4 protein-coding genes are annotated in these 2,821 nt (G+C 69.2%); all 4 read right to left on the reverse strand.

The genetic code is table 11. The features are described from left to right. Positions 1-506 (reverse strand): ribonuclease HI (locus G6026_RS02415; RefSeq protein ID WP_182612159.1); only part of this gene is annotated, 506 nt, incomplete at its 3' end. 69 nt (positions 507-575) lie between these two features. Further along, the gene (locus G6026_RS02420; RefSeq protein WP_017836681.1) at positions 576-818 is read right to left on the reverse strand and encodes a hypothetical protein; all 243 of its coding nucleotides are present in this window, start codon (positions 816-818) and stop codon (positions 576-578) included. A gap of 45 nt (positions 819-863) precedes the next feature. After that, entirely contained in the window at positions 864-2,063 is a 1,200-nt protein-coding gene (locus G6026_RS02425; RefSeq protein ID WP_182612160.1) for an acyl-CoA desaturase, read from the reverse strand. Between the two features lie 76 nt (positions 2,064-2,139). Then, a partial coding sequence (locus G6026_RS02430; RefSeq protein ID WP_182612161.1) for an iron-sulfur cluster-binding domain-containing protein occupies positions 2,140-2,821 on the reverse strand: 682 nt, incomplete at its 5' end.

The raw sequence follows: 2,821 nt of genomic DNA on the forward strand, positions 1-2,821 counted from the left end.
GCGGGGGGCACGGCCGGGTCGTCACCCGCGCCGACCGACCGGGCTCCCGGGAATCCGGGGCCGGCTCCGGGCACCCGCCGCGCCGCGTAGGCCTTGGCAGCGCCGTTGGCCAGTATGTCCGCCTTCTCGTTGAGCTCGTGCCCGGCGTGTCCCTTGACCCACTCGAAGGTGACCTCGCGGCCGGCCATGGCCTCGTCGAGCGCCTTCATGACCTGGACGTTGAGAACCGGCTTCCCGTCGGCCTTCTTCCACCCCTTGCGCTTCCACCCGGCCATCCACTTGGTCACCGAGTTGATGACGTACTGCGAGTCGCACAGGATGTGGAGCGGCTCGGGGGAGTGCGCGGTCTGGCGGAGGAGGTCCAGGACGGCGGTGAGTTCACCCTGGTTGTTCGTGCCCCTGGCCCATCCGCCGCAGCGCCATCGGGACTCGTCGATGTACCAGGCCCATCCGGCAGGGCCGGGGTTTCCGAGAGCGGAGCCGTCCGCGGCGGCGATGATCGTCACGTCACGCGATCCTGCCACCGTGGCCGGTGGGGGAGCCCACCGGCCACGGTCATCGGGTCACCTGGGGACTCATCCCTGCAGTTCGCCGTCCTCGATGCCGTCCAGATCGATCATCGGTGACCGCCTGCGCTCATCGAGTCGTGCGGCACGGGCGGCCTCCCGCATCTCGATCCCGTCGGTGACGAAGTCGCCGATCTCCTTGGCGATGGATCCCACCGCGTCGGTGATGATGACGGCGATCCGGCCGACGAGTGACGCCCCCGCCTGGACACCTGCCTGGACCTGGTCCTTGTTGCGCTCGAAGTCGCCCATCGGAGTCGCTCCCTTCGTCAGTGGTGTCCACGAAGGTACCCCGGCTCAGGCCGCCGGTGTCACCTTCCGACGCTCGATGAGCACGGCCGGCGTGTCCGCCGGGGTGGGCGGAAGTGGCAGGGCCAGCCGGAACATCTTGACCCACACGTTCGTCACCTGCTTCCACAGCGGGCCGGTCGTGTACGGGAGTCCGTGCTCCTCGCAGATCGCCCGCACCTCCTCGGCGATCTCGGGGTAGCGGTGGGCGGGCAGGTCGGGGAAGAGGTGGTGCTCGATCTGGTGCGAGAGGTTCCCGGTGGCCAGGTGCATGAACGGACTGCCCGAGATGTTGGCCGACCCGAGCATCTGCCGCACGTACCACTCGCCGCGCGTCTCCTCGGCGGTCTCCTCCTGGGTGAACACCTGGGCGCCGGACGGGAAGTGGCCGCAGAAGATCACCGAGAACGCCCAGACGTTGCGGACGAGGTTGGCGGTCAGGTTGCCGGCGAAGGTGAGCGGGAACAGCGGCCCGGTGAGCGCGGGGTGGACGATGTAGTCCTTGGCGACCTGGCCGCGGACCTTGCCCCACCAGCCGGCGAGCAGGCCCTTGACGTCCGACCACTTGCGCTTGCCCTTGAGGACGTTGTCGTACTCGAGGTCGTGGAGCATGACGCCCCACTCGAACAGCATCATGAGTGCGAACGCGTAGGCGGGGTTACCGAGGCGCAGGGGGGTCCACTTCTGCTCGTACTCCATGCGCAGGATCCCGTACCCGATGTCCCGGTCCAGATCCAGGATGTTGGTGTGGGTGTGATGCATGTAGTTGTGCGAGTGGCGCCACTGGTCGGACGGGCACACGTTGTCCCACTCGAAGCTGGACGAGTGGAGCATGTCGTCACGCATCCAGTCGTACTGGCCGTGCATGACGTTGTGGCCGATCTCCATGTTGTCGAGGATCTTGGAGGCGCTCAGCGCGGCCACCCCCGCGAGCCATGCGGGCGGCAGGAAGCCCAGGAACATGAGCCCACGACCGGTGAGTTCGAGTCGACGCTGCATGCGGACGACACGAAGGATGTAGTCGCGGTCGGCGGTCCCGAGGTCGGCCACCACGCGGTCGCGGATGGCGTCGAGTTCCCGTCCGATGATCTCCACCGACTCGGCGGACAGGACGATCGGCTCGGGGCCGGCGGGGGTGGTCGCTGCGGACTTCGACTTGGTGGACGTCGACTTGGTGGAGCGGAAGCTGGGGATCTGCAGGAGGGTCATGATGGGATTCCTTCCGGGTGTTCCGGTGGGTCGTGCGGGTACGTCGGTCCGGGAGCGTGACGGGTGACCGGGGCGGTCAGAGTTCGATCTCGACGTCGCCCACGGGCGCGGAGACGCAGATCTGGACCAGGCAACCGGGTTCGGTGTCGATCTCTCCGGTCCTCAGGTCGCGGGTGGCGCCGGAGACGCGGACGGCGGTGCAGGTGTGGCAGATGCCCCTCCTGCACCCGTGCTTCGGGGACAGACCCGCGGCCTCCGCGCCCTCCAGCAGGGTGGTGCCGGGGTTGTGAGCCGACACCCCGCTCCTGACATGGGTGACGGTGCCACCGTCGCCGTCGGGAACGGGGCCGGTGGAGGCGGTGAACCGCTCACGCAGGACGTCCGCGTAGCGATCGGGGCCGAGGGTCTCCGCGAGGCCGTCGGCGAGGCCGTCGGGTCCACAGAGGAAGATGGTGGCGTCGGAGTGCCACGGCGCCACGTCATCGAGGTGGTCCGACGTGAGGTGGCCGACCAGGCCTCCCGACACCGGCTCCGAGGGCGCTGACGGGTCGGAGCCTGCGGTCGCGACCACACGGACCTCGACCCCGGCGCGCGAGAGCTCACGAATCCGGTCACGGAACGGGACGTCCTCGGCCCGGCGCGCGTAGTGCAGCCAGGCCACCCGGCCGGTGGCGCCGGCGCCGCAGTGGCCCTCCCCGACGAGCGTCGAGGCGATGGAGAGCATCGGGGTGATGCCGCTGCCGCCGCTGACGAGGACA

Origin of the sequence: Dietzia sp. DQ11-38-2 (assembly GCF_014145055.1) — a bacterium.
Lineage (GTDB): Bacteria > Actinomycetota > Actinomycetes > Mycobacteriales > Mycobacteriaceae > Dietzia.

Coding starts and splice junctions, on each gene's coding strand:
- G6026_RS02425 (WP_182612160.1), bottom strand. CDS start 2,063: ATGACCCTCCTGCAGATCCCCAGCTTCCGCTCCACCAAGTCGACGTCC.
- G6026_RS02420 (WP_017836681.1), bottom strand. CDS start 818: ATGGGCGACTTCGAGCGCAACAAGGACCAGGTCCAGGCAGGTGTCCAG.